The following is a 24219-nucleotide window of genomic DNA, read 5'->3' on the forward strand; positions in this document are numbered from 1 at the left end:
CGCCATGTCGAGCGTCGCAAGCTGCTGATGGGGGCATTGCTGGTGTTCATCGGCAGCCACGTCGTGACCGGCGTCGCGTGGAATTTCGCGGTGCTGATGGTCGGCCGGCTGGGCATCGCGTGCGCGCGGTGCCGCTGCTCGTGTTCGTCGGCGTCGCGAGCCTGACGATGTCGGCGATCGGCGATGCCGGCGGCCCGATCGAATCCGCGCTCGAAGCACTGATCGACATCTACGTGATCTGCCGCCTCGTCACGATCGTCAGCCGGCTGTGCTTCCAGCCCGATGCACGGCAATTGCGGCTGCTGCATATCAGCGACGCGTGGGCCGACTTCGCCCAACGCTCGATCGCGCGGATCGCGATCGTCGTCGGCGCCTGCACGGCGGCGGTCGAGGTCGCCGCGAACTTCGGTCTCAGCGACGCCGGTCACCTCGCGCTGCTGAAAGCCGTCGCACTCGTCGGGCACCTGATGGTCTCGGCGCTGATCCTGCAGTGCCGCCGGCCCGTCGCCGCGCGGATCCGCGCGGCCGGCGAGGACCGTCCGTCGTTCGCGATGATCGGCAACGCGCTCGCGGACGCATGGGCGCCCGTGTCGGTATTCATCGTGATGGCGCTGTGGTTCGTGTGGGCGCTCGACGTCCACAACGGCTACCGCGTTTTGATCACGCTCGGCGGCCGCTCGATCGCCGTGATGATCGGCATGCGGATGGTGTCGATCGTCGTGTTCGGTGCGCTCGCGCGGCTGTTCCAGGGCCGCGACGAAGACCGCACGCTCGTCCATGCGCACGCGTACCGCTACTACCCGCTGCTACGCCAGATCCTGTCGGGCGCGATCGGCATCGTGACCGTCGCGCTGCTGCTGCAGATCTGGGGCGTACCGATCTTCCGCGCGTTCGAAACCGGCACGATCGGCCACCGGCTCGCGTCGGCACTGGTGACGATCGCGATTGCGGCCATCGTCGCGCTCATCGTGTGGGAAGCCGCGAACATCGCGATCGAGCGCCGGCTGCAACGATGGACGCGCGAAGGCAATCTCATGCGCGCGGCGCGGCTGCGCACGCTGCTGCCGATGCTGCGCTCGCTGCTGTTCGTGATGATCGCGCTCGTCGTCGTACTGACGGGCCTCAGCCAGCTCGGCGTGAACGTCGGCCCGCTGCTTGCCGGCGCCAGCATCTTCGGCGTCGCGCTCGGCTTCGGCTCGCAGAAGCTCGTGCAGGATTTCATCACCGGGATCTTCCTGCTGATGGAAAACGCGATGCAGGTCGGCGACTGGGTCACGCTCGCCGGCGTGTCGGGCACGGTCGAGTACCTGTCGATCCGCACCGTGCGACTGCGCGCCGGCGACGGGTCGCTGTACACGATCCCGTTCAGTTCGGTGACCACCGTCAACAACACGAATCGCGGGCTCGGCAACGCGGCCGTCAAGATCAGCATTGCCTACGGCGAGGATATCGATCGCGCGATCGCGACGCTGAAGGAGATTGGCGCCGCGTTGCGCGACGATCCGAAATACCGCGACGGCATCCTGTCGGACTTCAGCTACTGGGGTATCGATCAGGTCGACGGCGCAACGCTCGCGCTGGCCGGACAGATGCAATGCACGGACTCGACGCGCTGGAGCGTGCAGCGTGAATTCAACCGGCGGATCGCGGAGACGTTCCGCGAGCGCGGCATCCGGATCGCCAATCCGCAGCGCAGCGTCGTCGCGTACGCGGACGGATCGCGGCCGGTCGTCGATGGCGAAAACGACAGCAACGGCGACAACGGCCATGCCGTCGAAGCGACGACCCGGCCGCCGTCGCCGGCCGAACCCGCGCGCAAGCCGAATTGACCGGCCGGTGCTGACGACGCGCCGCGTTCAGCGCGCGGCGGGCTTGTTCACGCGCCGGGTGCTTGTCGCGGCAGGTGCCGACGCCTTCACCGTGCGTTTCGCCGCCGCACCCTGCCCGCGCTTCGAACCGGATTCAGGAGGCGCAGCCGCCACGTCGCGCTGCGCGTGCCATTGCTCGAGCAGCATGCGCGTCTGTTCGGCGATCGTGTCGATCAACAGCGCCGCGCGCTCGCCCTCGAATGCCTCCCATTCGAGCAGCTGCAGCGCCGAACGCTGCGCGATGTGGAACACCGTGATCTGCCCGAACAGGCTCAGCGCGCGCAATCGCGTGACGGGATCGTCGGCCGGCCGCCCCGAGATGCGGCCGATCAGTTCGGCGCTCACGTCGTTGAGCGGCTTGCGCATGCGCGTCATCAGGATTTCGCTCGCGCTCGCCGGCTCCTGGCCGCCTTGCTCGCGCGCGAAGAACATCCGCTGGTTCATCGTCTTCGGCGCCGTGAACATCCGGTCCGACAGCGCGCGCAGCAGCCCGACGAATGCGTCGATCAGCACGTCGACGTCCGCGTCCGCATCGAGCATCGCCCACGCATGGCCGACCGACGGTGCGAACACCTCCCAGCCGTGCTCCGCGATCGTCTCCACGCACGCGCGGTACACGCCCTCCTTGTTCTCGAAGTAGTACTGGAGCGCCGGCGCGTTCACGCCGGCCATCGCGGCGATCTCGCGTGTCGATGCACCCGCGAACCCGCGCTCGCCGAACAGTTCGATCGCCGCCTCGATGATCCGCTGGCGCGTTTCGTCGCCGCGGGCGTAGCCGCCCGCCGACGTACGGCGCAGCTTCTTCGCTTCGTTCATGCCTTCCTCGTCATTCGATCGATCGACATTCTACTTGACACAATTTTATCAACTGGAATAATTCTTCCACTTGGAATAAATTGGACGCCAGCATGTCGACGCTGCAAGACCCGCCACAGAAAGCAAATCGTCAGGAAAACGGAACAACGTCGCGCAACGGCACGGGCGCGAAGCGGCGCGTCCTGCTCGTCGCCGTCGTGCTCGCTGCCATCGGCGGCGCCGTCTGGCTCGGCCGCTGGTGGACGGTCGGCCGCTTCATCGAGAGCACCAACGACGCGTACCTGCAAGCGGACAGCATGACTGCCGCGCCGAAGGTCGCCGGCTACGTGACCGACGTGTATGTGCGCGACAACCAGGCCGTGAAGGCCGGCGATCCGCTCGTGCGGCTCGACGTCCGCCAGTACCAGGTCGCGCTCGCGCAGTCGCTTGCGACCGTCGACGCGCGCCGCGCGGATATCGCACGCGCCGAGGCCGACATCAGCCAGCAGCACGCGAATCTCGAACAGGCCGACGCGCAGGCGAAGGTGTCGCGGATCAATGCGCAGCACGCCAGCGACGAATACACGCGCTATGCGCCGCTCGCGGCGACCGGTGCGGAAACGCACGAACGCGTGGCCGACCTGAAGAGCACGCGCGACCAGGCGACCGCGACGCTCGCCGCGAACACTGCGTCGATCGCTGCCGCGCGCACGCAGATCGCATCGTTCACCGCGCAGCTCCAGCAGGCACACGCGCAACTCGAAGCCGCGCAGGCCAGCGCCGCGCAGGCGCAGCTCGACCTCGACAACACGATCGTGCGCAGCACCCTCGCCGGCCGCGTCGGCGATCGCACGGTGCGGGTCGGTCAATACGTGCAGCCCGGCACGCGCATGCTGACCGTGGTGCCCGTCGACGCGATCTACCTCGTCGCGAACTTCAAGGAAACGCAGATCGGCAACATGCGCATCGGCCAGCCCGTCGAACTGCACGTCGACGCGTTGCCGGACGGCGCGTTGTCCGGCGTCGTCGACAGCTTCGCGCCCGGCACCGGCGCGCAGTTCGCGCTGCTGCCGCCCGAGAACGCGACCGGCAACTTCACGAAAATCGTCCAGCGCGTGCCGGTGCGCATCCGCCTCGCCGCGAACGCCCGCGCGCAACGCATGCTGCTGCCGGGGCTGTCGGTGACGGTCGACGTCGATACGCGCTCGACCCGCGACGAGACGCACCATGGCTGAACCGTCCGCCACGATGCCCACGCCGCCGCACGAAGGCCGCGCGAGCATGACCGACTGGATCGCAGTCGCGGCCGGCGCGCTCGGCGCGCTGATGGCGACCCTCGATATCTCGATCACGAACTCGGCGCTGCCGCAGATCCAGGGCGAAATCGGCGCGACCGGCACCGAAGGCACGTGGATCTCGACCGGCTACCTGATGTCCGAAATCGTGATGATCCCGCTCGCTGCGTGGCTCACGCGCGTGTTCGGGCTGCGCAATTTCCTGCTGACGAACTCCGCGCTGTTCATCGCGTTCTCGATGATGTGCGGCTGGTCGCATTCATTGCCGATGATGATCGCCGGCCGGATCGGCCAGGGCTTCACCGGCGGTGCGCTGATCCCGACCGCGCAGACCATCATCCGCACGCGGCTGCCGCTGTCGCAGTTGCCGGTCGGCATGACGCTGTTTGGCCTGATCGTGCTGCTCGGGCCGCTGTTCGGCCCGGTGCTCGGCGGCTGGCTTGCTGAGAACGTCAGCTGGAGCTGGTGCTTTTTCCTGAACCTGCCGGTGTGCCTGTTGCTGATGGCGCTGTTGATCTTCGGGCTGCCGTCGGACCGCCCGCAATGGCACTCGTTCCTGAACGCGGACTGGCTCGGGATCTTCGGCCTCGCAATCGGCCTGAGCTCGCTCACCGTCGTGCTCGAGGAAGGCCAGCGCGAACGCTGGTTCGAATCGCAGATGATCGTCACGCTGAGCCTCGTGTCGCTCGCCGGGATGATCCTGATCGCGTTGTCGCAGATCTTTGCGAAGCGGCCGATCATGCGGCTGTCGCTGATGCGCAACCCGCGCTATGCGAGCGTGATCGTGATCGTGTCCGCGGTCGGTGCCGGGCTGTACGGCGTGTCCTACCTGCTGCCGCAGTTCCTCGCGATCGTCGCCGGCTACAACGCGGAACAGGCGGGCGCGATCATGCTGCTGTCGGGGCTGCCCGCCTTTCTCGTGATGCCGATCCTGCCGCGCCTGCTCGGCAAGGTCGATTTCCGCATCCTCGTGATCTCGGGGCTGCTGCTGTTCTGCCTGAGTTGCATGCTCGACATCAGCCTGACCGCGCAAAGTGTCGGCCACGACTTCGTCTGGTCGCAACTGATCCGCGGCGTCGCACAGATGCTCGCAATGATGCCGCTGAACCAGGCATCGATGGCGGCGGTCGCGCGCGAAGACTCGGGCGATGCGGCCGGGCTCTACAACATGGCGCGCAATCTGGGCGGCTCGATCGGGCTCGCGATCATCGGCACCGTGATCGACCGGCGCACGACCTTCCATACGGCCGCGCTCCGCGAATCGGTGACGGCCAACTCGCTGATCGGGCAGGACCGGCTGTCCGCCTATGCGGCCAACTGGTTCGCGCACACCGGCGACCTCGCGTATTCGAACATGCGCGCGCTCGGGCAATTGGCGCAGCAGATCCAGATCCAGGCCGTCGTGATGACCTATTCCGAAACCTTTTATCTGCTGGGCCTCGCGCTGCTCGCCTGCGTACCGCTCGCGCTGCTGCTGAGAACGCCGCGCGGGCCGCAGCCGATGTCGTCCGGCCACTGAACCGTCTGATGCGATGAAACCCTTCTCCCTGCCCCGCCGCCCTGCGCTCACGCTGTGCGCGGCTGCGTGCCTGCTCGCCGGCTGCACGGTCGGCCCCGATTACCGCGGCGCGCCCGCCGCACCGGATGCCCCGACCTTCGTGCGCGCGCCGGCCTCCGGCATCGACACAGCTGCGCCCGCGCCGAGCGCGTGGTGGCACGCGCTCAACGATCGCCAGCTCGACGACCTGATCACCGCCGCACTCGTGTACAACCCCGATCTGCACGCTGCGCAGGCCCGCTTGCGCGCATCGCGCGCGCAGCTGTCGCAACAGCGCGCGGCGCAGTTGCCGAAATCGTCGGCCACCGCCGCCGCGATCCGCATGCGCGAGCCGGACGTCAGCGCGCTCGGTTCGCTGCTGCCGTCGAACGGCTCGAACCAGCCGGGCGGGACGTCGCCGTCGCTGGGCGGCTCAGGCCCGCTGCAGCTCTATTCGGCAGGCTTCGACGCAACCTGGGAAATCGACCTGTTCGGCGGCACGCGCCGCGCAGTTGAAGCCGCGTCCGCGCAGGCGGAAGCGGTCGACGCCGATCTCGCCGATACGCAGGTGTCGATCGCAGCCGAAGTTGCGAACGCGTATGTCGACCTGCGCGACCAGCAGCAGCGGCTGGCGCTGTCGCAGCGCACCGCCGAGTTGCAGCAGACGATGCTCGAACTCACGCAGCAGCGTCGCGCGCGCGGCGTCGCCGCCGATGTCGACATCGAACGCCTGACGACGCAAGTCGAAACCACGCGCGCATCGCTGATCCCGCTCGACGCGCAGGTGACGGAATCGCTCGACCGGCTCGCGATCCTGACGGGCCGCGCACCCGGTGCGCTCGACGCAACCTTGTCGACACCGGATGCACCGCTGCCGACGCTACCCGGCAGCGTCGCGATCGGCGATCCGGCCACGCTGCTGAAACAGCGCCCCGACATTCGCGCGGCCGAGCGCCGGCTCGCATCGAGCAATGCGCAGATCGGCGAGCACGTCGCCGACTATTTCCCGAAGGTGACGCTGCTCGGCGATCTCGGCTTCAGCGCGACCGACCCGGGCCATCTGTTCCGTAAGCAAAACTTCACGTGGGTCGGTGCGCCCTATCTGCAATGGAACATTCTCGACTTCGGGCGTACGCGCGGCGCAGTGCGCGCGGCCGAAGCATCGCGCGACGAAGCGGAAGCAAATTATCAGAAGGCGGTACTCGGTGCATTGCAGGATGCGAACACGGCATTGCAGCGCTACGGGCACCAGCGCGAGCACGTCGTTGCGCTCACCAAGGTGCAGACGTCGGCCGTGCATTCCCGATCGCTGATGGACGAGCGCTATCGCGCGGGCGTCGCATCGATGATCGACCTGCTCGATACGCAACGCGAAGCGCTGTCCGCCCAGCAGAACGTGATCGCCGGGCAGGCGGAACTGATCAAGGACTACGTGTCGGTGCAGAAGAGCCTCGGGCTCGGGTGGCAAACTGGCGCGGGTTGACGTCGAGTCGATCGGTGCCGCGCAGCCGGGTTCGCCGAGGTTGTCGCGGCGCCGATGCTCGGTCTGCAGACCGCATCACCCACGCAAGGCATCGCACGTTCAAGCGTCGGTGTTCGACACTCGCGGATCGCTTTGCGAAGCGCGACGCAACAACTCATTGCGTGCGCAACGATATTCACCGTCTGCGCCGACAACAAGCGGGCTCGCGCCGCATCGGCGACGCCGCTATCGGAAACATATCGAATATCAATTAGCCAATCATCTGACGATCTCTTCTAATTCAGTCGGCTTCCCCACCACCGATCGGATTCAAGGAGTTCCATCGTCATGTCTTCATCCTCCAGTCGTGTGCTGAGCCACGCAGTCGCCGCTATCTGCGTGGCACTTTCCGCGTCGCCTCATGCCGCCGAACTCACTCGAGACACGGGCGCCCCCGTCGGCGACAACGCGAATTCGCAGACGGCCGGCCCTGCCGGCCCCGTGCTCCTGCAAGACTCCGCACTCATCGAGAAACTGCAGCGCTTCGACCGCGAACGCATTCCGGAACGCGTCGTGCATGCGCGCGGCACCGGTGCATTCGGCGAGTTCGTGCCGACCGCCGACATCTCGAGCCTGACGAAAGCGAAGGTCTTCACGCCGGGCACCCGCACACCGGTGTTCGTGCGCTTCTCCACCGTGATGGGCTATCGCGGCTCGCCCGAACAGGCGCGCGATCCGCGCGGCTTCGCGGTTAAGTTCTATACGCAGCAGGGCAACTGGGACATGGTCGGCATCAACTGGCCGGTGTTCTTCATTCGCGACGGCATCAAGTTCCCCGACTTCGTTCACGCGAACAAGCCGAGCGCCGTGACCGGCGTGCAGGATCCGAACCTCGCGTTCGACTTCTTCGCGAACACGCCCGAAGCGACGAACCTGCTGACGATGCTGTACACGAATGCGGGCATGCCCGATTCGTATCGTCACATGGACGGCTTCGCGGTGCATGCGTTCAAGTTCGTCAATGCGCAGGGCGACGTGCACTACGTGAAATTCCACTGGAAAAGCCAGCAAGGCGTGCACGGCCTGCGTCCGCAAGACATCGACGCATCGATCGGGCGCGACTGGAACATGATGACGAACGACCTGTACGGCGCGCTGAAGCAAGGCGACTTCCCGAAGTGGGATCTGTACGTGCAGGTGCTCACGCCGCAGGACCTGAACCGGTTCGACTTCGATGCGCTGGACGACACGAAGGTGTGGACCGGTGTGCCCGAGCGCAAGATCGGCACGATGACGCTGAACCGCGTGCCCGACAACTACTTCCAGTCGACCGAGGAATCGGCGTTCGCGCCGTCGCGACTCGTGCCGGGCATCGAGCCATCCGAAGACCGGATGCTGCAGGATCGCCTGTTCGCATACGCCGACACGCAGATGTACCGGCTCGGCGCGAACTACATGGATCTGCCGATCAACCGGCCCGTCGTGCCGGTGGTCAACAACAACCAGGACGGCAAGATGAACGCCGGCGACCGCAAGGGCGAGGTGAACTACGAACCGTCGACGCTGCATGAACTCGCGCCGGATCCGCAGTACAAGTCCGTGTGCATGGCGCTCGGCGGAACGACGCAGCAGGAAGCGATCCACAAGAAGCTGCGGTTCCGTCAGGCTGGCGAGTACTACCGCAGCCTGTCGCAGCAGGACAGGAACGACCTGATCACCGCGCTGTCCGGCGATCTCGGCAAGGTCACGAACGCGCACAACCAGTACGCCATGCTGTCGTACTTCTACAAGGCCGATGCCGACTACGGCACGCGTCTCGCGCAGGCCGTTCATGCCGACGTCGGGCAAGTGCAAGCGCTCGCGGCAAAGCTGAGCGAGAACTGATCCCGCGACTCCGGTCGCTGTCGACGTTCGGGGCTGCGCCGCGCGCGTCGACCTGACCCACACATCTGGACATCCTCATGCAATCCAAACGCCTGACGCGCGCGATCCGTTCGACCGCAACGGCCCTGGCGCTGGCCGCGATCGCCGGTTGCGCGCACCTCCCCGACCGGCCCGCGTATTCGCGAGCCGATCCTGCCGCGCTGCGCCGTTACGACGGCGACTGGTTCGATGCCGCCCGCGCTGGACGCGTCGACATCCTGCGCGCATTGCACGACGCCGGCTATCCCGTCGACGCCACCGACAGTCACGGCTTTACGGCCGTGATACTCGCGTCCTACGACGGCCAGCCAGCCGCGCTCGACTACCTGCTGTCGGCCGGTGCAAACGCATGCGCGGGCGACCGTCACGGCAACACGGCGCTGATGGGTGCCCTCTTCAAGAACGAACCCAATATTGCGCGGCGCCTGATCGACACACCATGCCCGATCGACCAGACGAACGGCGCCGGAGAAACCGCGCTGGGGTTCGCCACGCTGTTCAATCGATTCGAACTGATCCCGCTCCTCGTCGCACACGGTGCGAATCCGAATCATGTCGATCGGCGCGGCCAGTCGCTGCTGCAGCTCGCGCAGTCGCACGACAACGCGGAAGCTGTGGATGCGCTACGGCATGCTGGTGCACGACAGTAAAAGCAGGATTCCTGCTGATTTCAGGTGAAACGGGAAGCAAGGCAGCAATCTCCTGCGCCATCCGCAACATCAAACGGTCTCAGAAAAATTCGTCGAGCAGCCGGTAGAAAGCGATCCGATCCGGATCGGGCTGCCCGATCCCGTATCGCGCGAAGAACGGCGCGATCCATTCGCTGCCGAGATCAGCTTCGATATCACGCGCCGCCAGCGCCAAATCCTGATAGCGATCGGCCACACCGAGGCGTCCGCAGTCGATGAAGCCCGAGAAGCGACCGTCTTCGACCATGAAGTTGGGCAGGCACGCGTCACCGTGCGTGACGACCTTGTCTTCGATCGACGGCCGGCTCGCCTGAAGCCTGCCGAACAGTTCGTCGATCGGTACGCCCGTATTCGCATCGTCGAGGTTATCTTCGTCGACGAGCCCCGCGTGCATCCGCGCACGGGCACGCTCGATGCGAGACGCAACGCCGTGATCGAACGAGCAGGTTGCCGGATCCAGCCGATGTAGTTCTCGCAGCGCATCGGCCATGATCGCGACCTTCGCCGCCGGCGCGAGCTGCGCGACTTCGAGATTTTCACCGCGCACGGCACTCAGCAGCATCCACTCGCGCCCCGCCGCCGACGCCACGTCGAGCACCTGCGCACCCGGCAAACCCGTCGTCGCCAGCCAACGCAGTCGCGCCGCCTCGTCGCGCAGTTCGCCCAGCGGCCCCGCCGGTTCGGTCTTGATGAATCGGCGCGATCCATCGCGCGCATCGAGCCGGAACACCGCGGCATCCGACTGCCCTTCCGTCTGTCGCGTCCATCGTGCATCCGCCAGCGCGGCCCTCCAGGTCGCAGGCACTTCGATGCAAAGCTTGTCGTTATCGATCATGTCAGGTTCGATCCTCGTTTACTGGGCCGGCATGCGGCATGTCGGACACCTCGCGACTTCATGCCACGCTTCCTGCTGCCCGCGAACTCGACTCTCGCCGCCGCGCCCCGGCGATTCGAGTCACGCCTCGAACACGATTCGCCCATTGCGCCCATTACGCATCGAACCAGAAACGATCGGCAAATCGCATTCAGCATTACTTTCTTTGGCGGCTCCGAATATTACAAAACACTGCCAATATTTTCAAAAACATTGCACTTATTCGCTTTAATTTAGTTTCATATAATCAAAAAAAGTTTGACACCTCGCTTTCGTTCTTGATACCGTCAGATGCAAGCAATCTGACGAATTGCTCACTACACAATCGCTTCCGCTCTACGTTTTTTCGCTTCCGCCGCACCGAAGTGCTCGCCGCCGGCCGTATCGTTCGCGCGCCGGTGCATGCAACATCCCGATGCATCTCATTGGACAACTGCCATCCGGCAGCGGGCCTAAGGATCGAATCAAATGAGCAGGACACCGAAACTGTTGCTCTAGCAATCCCGCCCGCGCCATTCGCTGCGCAGTTGCGTCGTTTCGCGGCGCAGCCTTCCCGTTACCGCATTTTCCGTATTTCGCCTCCGGAGAAAAAACACCTTTCCGGATCGGGCGAAAGGCCCTGTCGCGTCCGCGCCATCCGCACGCGGGCGACAGAAATCGGCGGTGCATGATCCGCACCGCTGTCGACCGTTGTTGTTCGTGCCGTTCGATGTTCAACCGGAGGGGTAATTCAAATGAACCAGGTTGCAGACAAGAAACAAAAGCACATTCGCTTCGTCAAGCTTGCATTCGCCGCCGCTGCCGCCGCGTCGTTCGGCATGGCGACGGTCCATGCCGCGCCGGCTGCCGGCTGGACGGAAACGCGCACCAAGGGCTTTCTGCCGCTCGTGCAGCAGAGCGAAGCCGGCACGGCCGGTGCGCCTGCCGCGAGCACGGCCGCCGCTGCCGCCGCGGCGGTCGAGCTGGCGCCGGGCGAATCGGTGGACATCGTGCTCGGGCTGAACCTGCGCAACGAAGCACAACTCGACCAATACCTGCACGACCTGCATACGCCTGGTTCACCGCATTACCGGCAGTTCCTCACGCCGGCGCAGTTCGCGACGCAATATGCGCCGACCGACCAGCAGGTCGCCTCGGTCGTCGCGCATCTGCGCAAGGCAGGCTTCGTGAACATCGTGGTCGCGCCGAACCGCCTGCTGGTATCCGCGTCCGGCACCGCGGCGACCATCAAGTCCGCGTTCCGCACGACGCTCAAGCGTTTCACGCATAACGGCCGCAGCGTCTATGCGAATACCGATGCCGCGCAAGTGCCGAACGCGATCGGCGGCGTCGTGGGCGCGGTGCTCGGCCTGCAGAACGTCGAGCTGATGCACACGGGCGCGGGCAGCCAGCCGCAAGGCAACACCAGCAACCTGACGATTCCGGCCGGCGCATCGGCGGTGCCGCACAACCCGACCGAATTCTCGTCGATCTACGGCGGCGACGGCTCGCCGACGGCCTCGCAGACCACCGTCGGCATCATCTCCGAAGGCGACCTGTCGCAGACGGTGAGCGACCTCAATACGTTCGCCGCGAACAACAGCCTCGGCACGATCAGCAGCAGCATCGTGCAGACGGGCCCGTCCGGCAGCTCGTACACCGACACCGACGGCACCGTCGAATGGAACCTCGACAGCCAGTCGATCGTCAGCGCGGCCGGCGGCAGCGTGAAGCAGGTCGTGTTCTACGTCGCACCGTCGATGACGCTCACGGCGATCACCGCCGCCTACAACAAGGCCGTGACCGACAACGTCGCGAAGGTGATCAACGTGTCGCTCGGCGTGTGCGAATCGTCCGCGAACAGCACCGGCTCGCAGGCCACCGACGACACCATCTTCAAGCAGGCGATCGCGCAGGGGCAAACCTTCTCGGTATCCGCCGGCGACCATGGTGCGTACGAATGCGCGGGCGGCACACCATCGCGCTCGACCTACACGGTAAGCGAGCCGGCAACGTCGCCGTACGTGATCGCGGTCGGCGGCACGACACTGTTCACGAATACGTCGACCCACGCGTACAACAGCGAGATCGTGTGGAACGATCCGAGCTGGCAGCCGGGCACCGTGTGGTCGACGGGCGGCGGGTACAGCAAGTACGAAGCCGCGCCGTCGTGGCAATCGTCGAGCCTCACCGGATCGACCAAGCGCGCACTGCCTGACGTCGGCTTCGATGCGGACCTGCGCACCGGTGCGATCCTCGTCGTGAACGGCCAGACGTCCAACACGCTGTGGGGCTCGGGCTACCTGAACAACGAAGGCGGCACGAGCCTTGCCGCGCCGATCTTCACGGGCATCTGGGCGCGGCTGCAGTCCGCGAACAACAATGCGCTCGGATTCCCCGCGTCGAGCATCTACAAGTACTTCCCGACCAACGCGGCGCTGCTGCACGACGTCACGTCCGGCAACAACGGCAGCGGCACCTACGGCTACAAGGCGAAGGCCGGCTGGGACGCGACGACGGGCTTCGGCAGCGTGAACATCTCGAAGCTGAACGCGTTCATCCAGAGCACGCCGGATTTCGCGCGGTGATGCGCCGATGACCGCCCCGGTTCCGCGTGCGCGCCAGCGCACGCATCGAACCGGATGTGATCGTTTGAACGACCCGCGAGGGCTGCCAAGCCCTCGCGGGTTTTTTGCGTTCCGCGCAATCTCGCGGAGCAGCATCCGGCGCGACGATGCACTCGCCGACCTTGCAATCGTTGCGCGAACAACTTTCAGATCCATTACCCGGGCAGCGCCAGCCTGCTTACGGACTGCAAGGTACACACACTGTTACACAACACCCAGACAACTTCCGCGCGTGTCACGCGTTTAACTGGATATATCGATTCGTCGCGGGACCACCATCATGCGAACACGACCCTGCCACCTGCACCGGCCGATGCCCCCGGAGCAGACGCGTACGGTCGCGGCACAGTGCTCAAGCCGATCGCGCCCCCCGCGTGCCTGCCAATGCCGACACAACACCGAACGAACAACATGAACAACACACGTGCACACCGCCCCGTCAGAACGCTGATCGCGTCGTCCCTCATCGTGTCGCTGCTCGGCCTCTCGGCCTGTAACAAGAACGGCGACAGCAGCGCCGCAGCGCCGGCCAGCGACGCGAGCGCGGCCGCGGCGGCCCAGCCCGCTTCGACGCCGGTCGCCTACACGCCGCCGACCGCCGATCAGCTCTACCAGATGGTCGCGCCGATCGCGCTGTTCCCCGACAAGCTCGTCGCGCTGGTGCTCGCGGGGGCAACGTACCCGGACCAGGTCACGGCCGCCAACAACTGGGTGATGCAGAATCCGTCATTGAAAGGACAGGCACTCGCCACCGCCGCCGATACGCAGCCGTGGGATCCGTCCGTCAAGGCGTTGACCGCGTTCCCCGCGGTGCTGTCGCAGATGGCGTCGAACCCGGCCTGGACCACGTCGCTCGGCCAGGCGTACTACAACGATCCGACCGACGTGATGAACGCGATCCAGGCGATGCGCCAGCGCGCGCAGACGTCCGGCCATCTCCGCTCGGGCGGCCAGATGCGCGTCACGCAAGTCGCGCAGGCCGCACCGTCCGGCTATACGCCGGCCACCGACGCGCCCGTCGTCTACGCCGGGCCGGCGATCGTGCCGCCGCCCGCGCAGGCCATCGAGATCGAATCGGCCCAGCCCGACGTCGTCTATGTCCCGACTTACAACCCGACGGTCGTCTACGGCGAGCCGGTCTCGTCCTACCCCGGCTACGTGTATCGGCCGCCTTCATACAGCACGGGTGAAGTCGTTGCCGCCGGCGTGATCACATTCGGCGTCGGCATCGCCGTCGGCGCCGCGATCTTCGGGCACCACGACTGGGGCTGGCACGCATGGGGCATGAACTGGGGCGCGCCGCGTCCGGAAGGCCCCGGCTGGAACGGCGGCTGGCAGCGCCCGGCCGTGGTGTACAACCACACCACGTATGTGACGAAGTCGACCACCGTGATCAACAACATCACCAATATCCGCAACACGCGCATCACGAACAACTACGGCGGCAACGTCACCAACAACACGACGAACACGACGATCGAACGCAACACGATGCAGCCGGGCGCGACGCCGATGCGCGAGCAGGCCATGGAGCAGCGCCCGGGCGCCGTGCCGATGACGATGCCGCACTTCGGCGCGAACGATACGCGCCCCGGCGCGCGGCCGTCGCCCGACGCATTCGCGCAGAACCGCACGAACGAACCGCATGCCGAAACACCGGCGCAACATGCGCCCGGCGCGATGCGTGACGAGCATCAGCAGGCGCTGCAGCAGGAGCGCGCCGCGCAGGAAAATCGCGCAACCGTGCAGCAACAGCAATTGCAGCAACAACAGCGCAACGAGGCACTGCAGCAACGCGCGGAAATGCAACAACACAACGCGGCACAGCAGCAGCAACGCGCGGAAATGCAGCAACACAACGCAGCGGAGCAACAGCAGCGCGAGGAGATGCAGCAACACAATGCGGCGCAGCAGCAGGAGCGCGAAGCAACGCAGCAACGTAACGAGGCCCAGCAGCAACTGCACAAGGAGGCGCCGCCGCACAACGAAGCGCACCCTCAGGAACACGCGGCACAACCGCCGCGGCAACCGGCCCCCGAGCACGCGCCCGCACCGCATCCGCACGCTGCGGAGTCGCATCCGCCGCACGACGCGCATGAGCATCGCACCGAGTGAAACGCACGCCGTTACGACAGCGCGACCTTCTCGCTGTCGGCCCGTGAAGGTCGCGTCTCGCTGCCATGCGAAAGCGACACGGCTCCAAACACCGCGCGCTGCCGCTTTCCGCAAAACCGCGCGGCCTTGTCGCGCAACTCACTCGGCCCAGTTGCGGACGTAGTCCGGCACCGGCATGGTGCCGTCGGCATGAACCGGTGCGCCGCGCGTCGTCTTCAGCGGCAGGATCCCCGTCCAGACGGCGAGCGCGAGATCTTCGTCCTTGTCGGACGGCATTGAATCGCTGACTTTCACGGCGGCTTCCTCAAGCGCAATCCGCAGCACGCTGGTCGCATTGAGTTCCTTCTCATTGCCGGGCCGCGCGTCATGCTTGCGACCGGGCGCGATCTTGTCCATCAAGGCATCCAGCGCCATCAGCTTGTCCGCACTGCCCTCCACCACCTCGAACCGTCCGTAGATCACCGCGGATCGGTAATTCATCGAATGGTTGAAGGCCGACCTGGCCAGCACGAGACCGTCCAGCAACGTAATCGCGATGGACGCCTGCGCGCCCGCCGACAGCGCCTTGATCATCCGGCTGCCGTTGGACCCGTGAATATAGAGGTCATCGCCCCGTCTCCAGTGCGCGGTCGGGATGCAGTGCGTGTCGTCGCCTGCACCGAACGCGACATGGCAGACGTAGGCCTCGTCCACGACGCGATGAAGCATCGTGCGATCGCGGTTCGCCAGTTCCGGCAGGCGGCGAATGGTGGTGCGGGACGTGGGAGAGATGGCGGTCTGGTCTTTCATGTTTCGTGTTCCTGTTCGCGCGCGCTTGCACGCATCGAGCGGCCCGCATTCCGACACGACGCGGGCATCCACTCTGAATAGTTTTGCACTCCGAAGTTGATCGAATCGGATGCGTGCGGCTTCCACGGCTGCGCCGCCCTGTCGATCGGCCCATCGACAGTCGCTTGCCAAATCGATCAAAATACGCGTGTGCCGCTATCGTGGACGATCGCCGGAATGACCCGCGCGCCGGCCGGCACCGCGAGAACGTGAACGATACGATGCGCGTCGAATCTTCAAAAGAACCAGCTCAACGAAAAATTCTAGAACCAGCCCATGGATCTCGCGCTGCTCATCTCATCGCTTTCCAGACAGGACGGCACGACCCGACACAGCCAGCAGGAAGCCCTCTACCGGAGCCTGCGCAACCTGCTGCTGGACGGACACATTCCGTCCGGCACACGGCTCGTGTCGACGCGCGTGCTCGCGGCGGAGCTGGGCATCGCGCGCAATTCGGCAGTCTATGCGTACGAGCGCCTTGCCGAAGAAGGCTTCGTGGCGGCTACGCGCAACGGTACGATCACGCTCTGGGACGGATGCGGCCGTTCGAGCGCCGGGCTCGACAGCGGCCCGGCCCCGGTTCAATTGTCCGAGCGCGTGCATGGGCTGGAGAACGCCGATCCCGAACCCGAACGCATGCTGCCGTTCGTGCCTGGCCTGCCGTCGCTCGATGAATTCCCCGTTACCCCATGGCGTCGTTGCATCGAGCGCGCATGGAAAGTCATCAAACCCGCGCAGCTCGCCTATGGCCCGGTCGAAGGGCTGCCCGAATTGCGGCGCGCCGTGGCCGCCTATATCCGGGTCTCGCGAGGCGTGCGCTGCGACACAGGCCAGGTATTCATCACCGACGGCACGCAAAGCAGCCTCGAACTGTGCGCGCGCATGCTGGCGAATCCCGGTGAATTCGGCTGGCTCGAGAACCCCTGCTACAACGGCGCCCGAACCGCATTCCGGTCGACCGGCCTGGCGCTCGTGCCGATCGAGGTCGACCACGAAGGGATGGCGCCCACCGACGAACAGTGGCGCACCCGGCCGCCGCGGCTGATCTATACGACGCCATCGCATCAATACCCGCTTGGCGCGCTGATGAGCCCCCGGCGGCGCGCGGCGCTCGTCGAGCACGCTCGTGCGTGCGGCGCGTGGATCATCGAGGACGACTACGACAGCGAGTTCCGCCACGGCGGCCAGCCGCTGCCCGCGATCCAGGGCCTGCATGCCGACGCACCGGTCTGCTATCTCGGCACCTTCAGCAAGACGATGTTTCCCGCCCTGCGGCTCGGCTTCATGGTGGTTCCGCCGGTGTTGGTCGAACGCTTCACCCGAACGCTGCGCGAACTCGTCCATCGCGGCCACTCGGCCGACCAACTGGCGATGGCCGAATTCATCGACACGGGCCTCTTTGCGCGGCACCTGCGCAAGATGCGGATGCTGTACGCCGAGCGACGGAGCAGCCTCGAAGCGGCACTCGCCCGCCACCTCGGCACCGCGCTGAGTGTTCGCGAAAGTCCGGGCGGCATGCATCTGTCGGCGGATCTCGCGATGCCGCTGCACGATACCGACGTCGCCCGCGCCGCGGCCGCGCATGGCCTGCTGCTTCAGCCGCTGAGCAGCTATCGCGTCGGCGACGGCCGGCCGTACAACGGCTTCGTGCTGGGATACGCCGGCCTGAACGACGCGACGATCGAGACCGCGACGATGCAGCTCGCGGCCGTCATCGAGCAGCTCGGCCGCACGCGTTGCTGAGCGTCGCACGCGGCATCGCCGCTCACAGTTGCGATTCGATCGGAAGCAGCCCGAGAAACCAGATTTCCATCCGCCGCGCGGCCGACACTTCCGGTTCGTGATCGAGCTCCGTGACCTTCCCGTCCGAATCGGTCTGAATCCACTTGAGCTGCCCTTTGCCCGCCGGATCGGTCCTCGACTCGACCCGCCACGCAATTCGATCGAGCCGCCCTTCCAGATCGTTTGCCACTTGCGACGCAATCGCCGGACTCTCGCAGTACACGCCGATTTCCGTATTGAGGTTCAGCGAGCGCGGATCGAGATTCATCGACCCGATGAAAATGCTCTTGTGGTCGAACACGTAGGTCTTGGCATGCAGCGACGCGCGCGACGACCCGATGATCACTTTCTTCGAAATGCTCTTGTCGCCCGACGGCCGCCGTTCGTAAAGCCGCACGCCGGCCGCCACGAGATCGCTGCGGTATTGCCGGTAGCCCGCATGCACGGCCGCCACGTCGGTCGACGCGAGCGAGTTGGTCAGCACCGTGACGCGCACGCCGCGCGCCGTGAGCGCGCGCAGCCGCTCGACGACCTCCTTGCCCGGCACGAAATACGGCGACACGATCAGCAGGTCATGCTCGGGCTGCAATGCGAGCGCCCGCAACTGCGGCATCAGGTGCCCGTCGCTGTCCTTCGGCGCGTGCGCGATCTTCGACGGATCGTCGTACAGCACCGTCGCGTGGCCCCACGACAGTTCCGTGCCCGCCCCGTGAACAATCTGGTCGAGCCGTTGCCTCGCCTCGAGTACGTACGGGTTGTCCTCCATGGTCCTCAGGTAGTCGCGCAATCGTTCGCGCTCGCGGTCCAGCCCACCCGGCGCCGCATCGTGTCCGACCAGCGCACCGATCGGATACGCGTACGGGGAATTCCAGAACGTGTCGAATTCGGTCGAGATGTTCTTCACGACCGGGCCGTGGACGACGACATCGAGATCGCCGAATTCCAGCATCGACGACGCGCCGAAATACTCGTCGCCGATATTGCGGCCGCCGATGATCGCCGCCTGGTTGTCCGCGATCATCGCCTTGTTGTGCATGCGCCGGTTGACGCGCGAGAACTCGAACACCGTGCCGATCTTCTTGAACCGGCGCGTGGCGACCGGATTGAACAGCCGGATTTCGATGTTCGGATGCGAACTGATCTCGAGCAGCTTGCGGTCGTCCGCGTTCGTGCCGAGATCGTCGAGCAGCGCACGGACCCGCACGCCGCGATCGGCCGCGCGAATGATCGCGTCGGCCAGTTCGTGCCCGGTCAGGTCGTCGTGCCAGATGTAGTACTGAAGGTCGAGCGAGCGGTCCGCGCGATCGGCAAGCAACACGCGCGCATCCAGCGCGTCGACCGGATCGATCAACAGATGGAACGCGTCCTGCCCCGGGTGCGTACTGGCCTGCCGCTGGAACGCAACGCCCAGTCGCGTGTTGTCGGTATCGGTGTACGCGTGCGTCTGTACGCGATCGGCCTGCGGCGGCAGGCTCGCGCATGCAACGAGCGCCAGCAACGAGAGAATCGCACCCCACGAACGCAGCATGGTCATGATTGCCGTCCCACTCCCGCCGAAGTCTGTTTATTCTTGCCGCCGGATGGATCGCGGGGCTGTTGGGCTTTCCTTCGGCCGCAATCGGTGTTGCATGTGAAACGGCCGCGCTACAGCATACTTGGATTGACAGCGGCGCGGCACTTTCTCGGTAATTTCCCGATCCGGATGCGCGTCACGCGTCCACGCAAAGAAAAACCCGCGACGCATGAAGCCATCGCGGGTTTTCGGCATGCCGCGCAATCGCGCGCATGAAATCTGGTGGGCCCGGCGGGGTTCGAACCCGCGACCAATCGATTATGAGTCGACTGCTCTAACCGCTGAGCTACAAGCCCTGATGAGAAGCAAAGCGTGTCACACGCTGCCCCGACAAAGAAGCCGGGCCGGCATTGTAACAACAAAGGGGAGAAACGCCACCGGCATCATGCAGATACCGGCGGCGTTCGCAGGAGAGACGCTGGAAATCAGTTCCCTTCGAGGAACGACTTCAGCTTGTCGGAACGGCTCGGGTGACGCAGCTTGCGCAGCGCCTTGGCCTCGATCTGACGGATCCGCTCACGCGTGACGTCGAACTGCTTGCCGACTTCCTCGAGCGTGTGATCCGTGCTCATCTCGATACCGAAACGCATCCGCAGCACCTTCGCCTCGCGCGGCGTCAGCGAATCGAGCACGTCCTTCACGACGTCGCGCATGCTTGCATGCAGCGCGGCATCCGCCGGCGCGACCGTGTTGGTGTCCTCGATGAAGTCGCCGAGATGGGAATCGTCGTCGTCACCGATCGGCGTTTCCATCGAGATCGGCTCCTTCGCGATCTTCATGATCTTGCGGATCTTGTCTTCCGGCATCTCCATCTTCTCGGCGAGCGTTGCCGGATCCGGCTCGAGACCGGTTTCCTGCAGGATCTGCCGCGAGATGCGGTTCATCTTGTTGATCGTCTCGATCATGTGAACCGGAATACGGATCGTGCGCGCCTGGTCCGCGATCGAGCGCGTGATGGCCTGACGGATCCACCACGTCGCATAGGTCGAGAACTTGTAGCCGCGACGGTATTCGAACTTGTCCACCGCCTTCATCAGGCCGATGTTGCCTTCCTGGATCAGGTCGAGGAACTGCAGGCCGCGGTTCGTGTACTTCTTCGCGATCGAGATCACGAGACGCAGGTTCGCCTCGGTCATTTCGCGCTTCGCCTGGCGCGCCTTCAGTTCGCCGGCCGCCATCTGGCGGTTGGTTTCCTTCAGGTCCTTCAGCGGCAGCACGACGCGCGCCTGCAGGTCGAGCAGGCGCTGCTGCTGTTCGCGGATCGCCGGAACGTTACGCGACAGCACCGCGCTGTACGAATGGCCTTCGGCCATGACCTTCTCGGACCAGTCGAGATCCGTCTCGCTGCCCGGGAAGCGCGCGATGAATTCCGAACGCGGCATGCCGCACTTGTCGACGACGATGTGCAGGATCTGACGTTCGACCTGGCGCACTTCGTCCACCTGCGCACGCAGCGTGTCGCACAGGCGTTCGACGGTACGCGCGGTGAAGCGGATCGTCATCAGTTCGGTCTGGATCGTTTCCTGCGCCTTCAGGTAGGCCTTCGACTTGTAGCCTTCCTTTTCGAACGCGCGGCGCATCTTGTCGAACCACTCGCTGATCTGCGAGAACTTGTCGAGCGAGGCGCGCTTGAGGGCTTCGAGCTGGGCGGCGTTGGCCGATGCCTGTGCGGCACCGTCATCTTCCTCCTCTTCCTCTTCTTCCTCTTCCTCTTCGGCTTCCTCGTCCTCGTTCTCGATGGCTTCCGCTTCCTTCGCGGAGAAGCCGTCGGTATCGGCGGAGTCCGAAGCATTCGGATCGAGCAGGCCGTCGACGAGCTCATCGACGCGGATCTCTTCGTTCGCGACGCGTTCAGCCATCGCGAGGATGTCGGCGATCGTCGTCGGGCATGCGGAGATTGCCATCACCATGTGGCGCAGGCCGTCCTCGATCCGCTTCGCGATCTCGATTTCGCCTTCGCGCGTAAGCAGCTCGACCGTGCCCATTTCACGCATGTACATCCGGACCGGATCGGTCGTGCGGCCGAATTCCGAATCGACGGTGGACAGCGCAACTTCCGCTTCCTCTTCGACTTCATCGTCCGACGACGCGGCGGGCGCGTTGTCGTTCAGGAGCAGCGTTTCCGCGTCCGGCGCCTGCTCGTAGACCGCCACGCCCATGTCGTTGAACGTACCGATGATGCCTTCGAGGGCTTCGGTCTCGGTGAAGTTGTCCGGCAGGTGGTCGTTGATTTCGGCGTACGTCAGGAAGCCGCGCTCCTTGCCGAGCTTGATCAGCGCGCGCAGTTTCACGCGGCGCTCTTCGAGCTCCTCGGCCGTACCCGGCGTGCTCGTCGCGAACGCTTCCTTCAGTAGCGCCTTTTCCTTGGCACGACGATCGCGCACCTTGGACTTGCCCGGTGCAGCCGCCGCTGCTGCTGCGGGCTGCTCGTCGCTCTGATTTGCGTCGTCTTCGACGGATACTTCGTTCAGCTTTTTGGTCATGGAGTTCGCCGTACCGGCTATATCGACTCGCGGCTGCTGGACGACAGCCGGTTGAACCGTGGGTGCATGAGTAGTACGTACTGCCGTTTCGTCCGCGGCGGCAGTCGTGTCCCTTGCGCTTTTCGCACTTGCCCGCTTCGCCGCCGGCTTGGCCGGCCCGGAGTCGGGTCTGGCGGCAGCCCGTGTTCTGGCTGCCTGCACCGGCGCAGCTTGAGCAGTGCCGGCCGCGGTTTTCTTTCCTGCTGGGGCTGACGTGGCTGAAGACGTTGTCCTGGTGGAAGAAGCAGACTTGGCCGCTGTGACCTTCTTGGTCGGCTCCGTCGAGCCCTTGCCTGCTGCTTTCTTTCCGCCTGTCGTCTTTGCCATCGCGATTCTCGCCTCTGCTTAGAAAACAAACCGCTGGAAACCTTATATTATAGCACGCTGGGGAGCCCTCTCTAAGCTCCCCGGCCGCCTACAGCCCGAGCCGACGCTTCATGTCGGTTCGCTGCTGGTTCAATTCCGTCAATTCGGCCAATTCCTCGGGTGTGAAGGTGGATTGCCGCGCCAGCCTGTCAAGCCGGTCGCAGCAGGCGTCGTAACGCATCTTGAGTACCGCCGCCTGCAGTTCCTCCCCCGCGATCCGTTCCTGTTCACGCTGCCGCTCGGGCACCGTCTCGTCTTCCGGATTCTGTAACAGCAAGTCGCGGACGTTTTCATCATAGTCCAGAATTTCGCGGAAGATTTCCTCGTAAGTCGCTCCATTCGAGGACGTCCGCAGGACATCCGACAGCAGCCGGAACTCCGCGCCGTCGCCCAGTGCGCGCGCGTGATCGACGACTTCCGCGAACAGTTCGCCGATGCGCGGCAACGCGCGCAGGGTCGCGAGCTGCTCGTCGTCGAGCTGAGTCGCGATGCGCGGATGCATCACCAGCGTGCGCAACGCACGCTTTTCGCTGTCCGTCACGCGACGCCGCTCGCTTCGCGGGGGTGCCTGGCGCGGTGGCGCCGCGATCCGCGTATCGACGTCTGACAGCCCCGCGACCTCTTCGAACGGGATGTCGAGGCGATCGGCGAACATGTGCATGATCTGCGCGCGCAACGCGTTCGCGGGCAGTGCCTGCAACAGCGGCTTCGCGTCGAACAGCGCCTTCGCGCGGCCTTCCGGCTGGTCGAGTGCCTTGCCGGAAATTGCTTCGTTCAGCAGAAATTGTGACAGCGGCATCGCGCGCTCGACCTGCTCGGAGAACGCCGCCTCGCCGAACTCGCGTACATAGCTGTCCGGATCGTGCTCGGCCGGCAGAAAAAGGAACCGGATCGTGCGGTTGTCGCCCGCATGCGGCAGGCAGGCCTCGAGCGCGCGCCGGGCCGCCCGCCGCCCGGCCGAATCGCCGTCGAAACTGAAAATGACCGTATCGGTCTGGCGCAGCAGCTTCTGCACGTGAATCGGCGTGCACGCGGTGCCGAGCGTCGCGACCGCGTTCGGGAACCCGAGCTGCGCGAGCGCGACGACGTCCATGTAGCCTTCGACGACCAGCACGTACTTGCGCTCGCGAATCGCGAGCCGCGCCTCGAACAGGCCGTACAGCTCGCTGCCCTTGTTGAACAGCGGGGTTTCGGGCGAGTTCAGGTACTTCGGCTCGCCGCTGCCGAGCACGCGGCCGCCGAAGCCGATCACCTGGCCCTTCACGTTGCGGATCGGGAACATGATCCGCTCGCGGAACCGGTCGTAGCGGCGTGCGACGCCCTGCGCATCGGTCTTCTCGCTGACGATCACGAGCCCCGACTCGACGAGCGACTCGTCGCGATAGTCCGGGAACGCGGCTTCGAGGTTCTGCCAGCCATCCGGCGCATAACCAAGACCGAAGCGCGCGGCGATCTCGCCGGTCAGGCCCCGGTTCTTCAGGTACTGGATCGCGACGGTCGCACCGCGCAACTGCTTGCGGTAGTAATCGCATGCGGCGGTCATCGCATCGGACAACGCGGTCGCGACCGATTTCGACACCGGCGCCGGATAGTCGCCGCCCCCGCCTCCGCCCCCACCGCCACGCATCGACGGCTCGTGCGGCACGGTCAGCCCGACGGACTGCGCGAGTTCCTGCACGGCTTCGGGGAACGTAAGCCCCGCGTGTTCCATCAGGAAGCCGATCGCCGTGCCGTGCGCGCCACAACCGAAGCAGTGATAGAACTGCTTGGTCGGACTGACGGTAAACGACGGGCTCTTCTCGTTGTGGAACGGGCACAGCCCCATGAAGTTGGCGCCGCCCTTCTTGAGCTGCACGTACCGACCCACCACGTCGACGATATCGACGCGGTTCAGCAAGTCCTGCAGGAACGAATGCGGAATCACCGTGGGATCGAGCGAAAAAAAGACAATACGACACCCCGGCCCACGCACTGCGCGCGCCGG

Annotated in this window: 16 protein-coding genes, 1 tRNA gene and 1 pseudogene; 11 read left to right on the forward strand and 7 right to left on the reverse strand. The window is 65.3% G+C overall.

Features of this window, described 5'->3' with window-relative positions:
• Both G3N61_RS39560 and G3N61_RS14430 read left to right on the forward strand, forming a co-directional pair.
• Window positions 1-126: pseudogene (locus tag G3N61_RS39560) on the forward strand (sugar transporter); the annotation flags it as partial.
• Between the two features lie 2 nt (window positions 127-128).
• Window positions 129-1829 (forward strand): mechanosensitive ion channel domain-containing protein, encoded by a 1701-nt coding sequence (locus G3N61_RS14430; protein WP_346778571.1) that lies wholly within the window; start codon window positions 129-131, stop codon window positions 1827-1829.
• Window positions 1830-1856: 27 nt separating this feature from the next.
• Here the strand turns inward: G3N61_RS14430 and G3N61_RS14435 are convergent, their stop codons facing one another.
• Entirely contained in the window at window positions 1857-2684 is an 828-nt protein-coding gene (locus tag G3N61_RS14435; protein ID WP_205822807.1) for a CerR family C-terminal domain-containing protein, read from the reverse strand.
• A gap of 92 nt (window positions 2685-2776) precedes the next feature.
• On the opposite strand from G3N61_RS14435, the gene G3N61_RS14440 reads away from it, so the two are divergent.
• The 5 genes from G3N61_RS14440 to G3N61_RS14460 all read left to right on the forward strand — a co-directional run bounded on the left by G3N61_RS14440 (window position 2777) and on the right by G3N61_RS14460 (window position 9530).
• Window positions 2777-3898, forward strand: coding sequence for an HlyD family secretion protein (locus G3N61_RS14440; RefSeq protein WP_205822808.1), 1122 nt, complete (start codon window positions 2777-2779; stop codon window positions 3896-3898).
• The gene (locus G3N61_RS14445) at window positions 3891-5477 is read left to right on the forward strand and encodes an MDR family MFS transporter (protein ID WP_205822809.1); all 1587 of its coding nucleotides are present in this window, start codon (window positions 3891-3893) and stop codon (window positions 5475-5477) included. Before G3N61_RS14440 ends, G3N61_RS14445 begins: the two co-directional genes overlap by 8 nt.
• 13 nt (window positions 5478-5490) lie before the next feature.
• Entirely contained in the window at window positions 5491-6978 is a 1488-nt protein-coding gene (locus G3N61_RS14450; RefSeq protein ID WP_205822810.1) for an efflux transporter outer membrane subunit, read from the forward strand.
• A gap of 327 nt (window positions 6979-7305) precedes the next feature.
• Entirely contained in the window at window positions 7306-8841 is a 1536-nt protein-coding gene (locus G3N61_RS14455) for a catalase (protein WP_205822812.1), read from the forward strand.
• A 77-nt stretch (window positions 8842-8918) separates the two neighbouring features.
• On the forward strand, window positions 8919-9530 hold the full coding sequence (locus G3N61_RS14460) for an ankyrin repeat domain-containing protein (RefSeq protein WP_205822814.1): 612 nt from the start codon (window positions 8919-8921) through the stop codon (window positions 9528-9530).
• Between the two features lie 79 nt (window positions 9531-9609).
• Here the strand turns inward: G3N61_RS14460 and G3N61_RS14465 are convergent, their stop codons facing one another.
• Complete coding sequence (locus G3N61_RS14465; RefSeq protein WP_205822816.1) at window positions 9610-10404, reverse strand: APH(3')-II family aminoglycoside O-phosphotransferase; 795 nt, start codon at window positions 10402-10404, stop codon at window positions 9610-9612.
• A 38-nt stretch (window positions 10405-10442) separates the two neighbouring features.
• Here G3N61_RS14465 and G3N61_RS14470 point away from each other — a divergent pair, with 38 nt between their 5' ends.
• The 3 genes from G3N61_RS14470 (at window position 10443) to G3N61_RS14480 (ending at window position 15164) form a co-directional block, all read left to right on the forward strand.
• Window positions 10443-11114: a hypothetical protein gene (locus G3N61_RS14470; protein ID WP_205822818.1), complete on the forward strand. Its 672-nt coding sequence runs from the start codon at window positions 10443-10445 to the stop codon at window positions 11112-11114.
• A 63-nt stretch (window positions 11115-11177) separates the two neighbouring features.
• Window positions 11178-13010, forward strand: a complete 1833-nt coding sequence (locus G3N61_RS14475) for a S53 family peptidase (RefSeq protein ID WP_205822819.1) — start codon at window positions 11178-11180, stop codon at window positions 13008-13010.
• Between the two features lie 450 nt (window positions 13011-13460).
• Window positions 13461-15164, forward strand: a complete 1704-nt coding sequence (locus G3N61_RS14480; RefSeq protein WP_205822820.1) for a DUF3300 domain-containing protein — start codon at window positions 13461-13463, stop codon at window positions 15162-15164.
• A gap of 138 nt (window positions 15165-15302) precedes the next feature.
• On the opposite strand, the gene G3N61_RS14485 is transcribed toward G3N61_RS14480, so the two are convergent.
• Window positions 15303-15953, reverse strand: coding sequence for a pyridoxamine 5'-phosphate oxidase family protein (locus G3N61_RS14485; protein ID WP_205822821.1), 651 nt, complete (start codon window positions 15951-15953; stop codon window positions 15303-15305).
• Between the two features lie 315 nt (window positions 15954-16268).
• Between G3N61_RS14485 and G3N61_RS14490 the strand changes: the two genes are divergently transcribed.
• Entirely contained in the window at window positions 16269-17735 is a 1467-nt protein-coding gene (locus G3N61_RS14490) for a PLP-dependent aminotransferase family protein (RefSeq protein WP_205822822.1), read from the forward strand.
• A 22-nt stretch (window positions 17736-17757) separates the two neighbouring features.
• On the opposite strand, the gene G3N61_RS14495 is transcribed toward G3N61_RS14490, so the two are convergent.
• The 4 genes from G3N61_RS14495 to dnaG form a co-directional block, all read right to left on the reverse strand.
• A complete protein-coding gene (locus G3N61_RS14495; protein ID WP_205822823.1) occupies window positions 17758-19308 on the reverse strand; it encodes a phospholipase D family protein in 1551 nt (516 codons plus the stop codon).
• A 259-nt stretch (window positions 19309-19567) separates the two neighbouring features.
• A tRNA-Ile gene (locus tag G3N61_RS14500) sits at window positions 19568-19643 on the reverse strand.
• Between the two features lie 129 nt (window positions 19644-19772).
• Entirely contained in the window at window positions 19773-22196 is a 2424-nt protein-coding gene (gene rpoD / locus G3N61_RS14505) for an RNA polymerase sigma factor RpoD (RefSeq protein WP_205822824.1), read from the reverse strand.
• Window positions 22197-22284: 88 nt separating this feature from the next.
• Window positions 22285-24159, reverse strand: a complete 1875-nt coding sequence (gene dnaG / locus G3N61_RS14510; RefSeq protein ID WP_205822825.1) for a DNA primase — start codon at window positions 24157-24159, stop codon at window positions 22285-22287.
• Window positions 24160-24219: the final 60 nt, after the last annotated feature.

The sequence above is a fragment of the Burkholderia sp. Ac-20349 genome (genome assembly GCF_017104865.1).
GTDB lineage: Bacteria > Pseudomonadota > Gammaproteobacteria > Burkholderiales > Burkholderiaceae > Burkholderia > Burkholderia aenigmatica.

What these genes read in the sequence shown, in the direction of transcription:
- G3N61_RS14435 (WP_205822807.1), bottom strand. Translation starts at nt 2,684, where the DNA reads ATGAACGAAGCGAAGAAGCTGCGCCGTACGTCGGCGGGCGGCTACGCC.
- G3N61_RS14440 (WP_205822808.1), top strand. Translation starts at nt 2,777, where the DNA reads ATGTCGACGCTGCAAGACCCGCCACAGAAAGCAAATCGTCAGGAAAAC.
- G3N61_RS14445 (WP_205822809.1), top strand. Translation starts at nt 3,891, where the DNA reads ATGGCTGAACCGTCCGCCACGATGCCCACGCCGCCGCACGAAGGCCGC.
- G3N61_RS14450 (WP_205822810.1), top strand. Translation starts at nt 5,491, where the DNA reads ATGAAACCCTTCTCCCTGCCCCGCCGCCCTGCGCTCACGCTGTGCGCG.
- G3N61_RS14455 (WP_205822812.1), top strand. Translation starts at nt 7,306, where the DNA reads ATGTCTTCATCCTCCAGTCGTGTGCTGAGCCACGCAGTCGCCGCTATC.
- G3N61_RS14460 (WP_205822814.1), top strand. Translation starts at nt 8,919, where the DNA reads ATGCAATCCAAACGCCTGACGCGCGCGATCCGTTCGACCGCAACGGCC.
- G3N61_RS14465 (WP_205822816.1), bottom strand. Translation starts at nt 10,404, where the DNA reads ATGATCGATAACGACAAGCTTTGCATCGAAGTGCCTGCGACCTGGAGG.
- G3N61_RS14470 (WP_205822818.1), top strand. Translation starts at nt 10,443, where the DNA reads ATGTCGGACACCTCGCGACTTCATGCCACGCTTCCTGCTGCCCGCGAA.
- G3N61_RS14475 (WP_205822819.1), top strand. Translation starts at nt 11,178, where the DNA reads ATGAACCAGGTTGCAGACAAGAAACAAAAGCACATTCGCTTCGTCAAG.
- G3N61_RS14480 (WP_205822820.1), top strand. Translation starts at nt 13,461, where the DNA reads ATGAACAACACACGTGCACACCGCCCCGTCAGAACGCTGATCGCGTCG.
- G3N61_RS14485 (WP_205822821.1), bottom strand. Translation starts at nt 15,953, where the DNA reads ATGAAAGACCAGACCGCCATCTCTCCCACGTCCCGCACCACCATTCGC.
- G3N61_RS14490 (WP_205822822.1), top strand. Translation starts at nt 16,269, where the DNA reads ATGGATCTCGCGCTGCTCATCTCATCGCTTTCCAGACAGGACGGCACG.
- G3N61_RS14495 (WP_205822823.1), bottom strand. Translation starts at nt 19,308, where the DNA reads ATGACCATGCTGCGTTCGTGGGGTGCGATTCTCTCGTTGCTGGCGCTC.
- rpoD (WP_205822824.1), bottom strand. Translation starts at nt 22,196, where the DNA reads ATGGCAAAGACGACAGGCGGAAAGAAAGCAGCAGGCAAGGGCTCGACG.